1 protein-coding gene is annotated in these 547 nt (G+C 46.8%); it reads right to left on the minus strand.

The window, feature by feature from the left end; translation table 11 throughout:
- Positions 1 to 547 (minus strand): Ig-like domain-containing protein (locus LIQ05_RS19480; protein ID WP_226822943.1); only part of this gene is annotated, 547 nt, incomplete at both ends.

Consider the following 547-nt stretch of genomic DNA (forward strand, 5'->3'; position numbering starts at 1 on the left):
TCTTTGTAACATTTCCAGCCTTCACGGTAATGGTTACGGTTCCAGCTTTCTTTGCAGTTACTTTACCTTTGCCGTTTACAGTGGCGATCTTCTTATTGGAGCTGCTATACTTGATCGTTGCTTCTGCTCCGGACGGGGTAAGCTTCGCCTTGATGGTGAAGGATTTTCCCTTCTTTAATGTCTTGGTGGCTGGTACGCCGGTCATGCCGGTTGGGGCTTTCTTGGCTACTTTGACTTTGACATTCTTGGTTTTCTTGCCGGCTTTTACCTTGATGGTAGCTGTTCCGGATTTCTTGGCTGTAATCACGCCATTTTTTGTGACTGTGGCAACCTTTTTATTGGTTGAAGTGTAGCTTACCTTGTTTAAGCTGGTGACTGGGCTTACTACTGGTGTCAGTTTCAGCTTCTCTCCTGTTGTCAGGTTTACAGTAGATGGAACAGTGATAGAAGAGGTTGCAACTGCTTTCTTCTGAACCACTACCGTCACCTGTGCGGATGCACCGCTGGCAAGCTTCACAGTGATCACGGTAGTACCAGCTTTCTTAGC

The sequence above is a fragment of the Blautia glucerasea genome, assembly GCF_020537505.1.
In the GTDB taxonomy this organism is placed as follows: domain Bacteria; phylum Bacillota; class Clostridia; order Lachnospirales; family Lachnospiraceae; genus Blautia_A.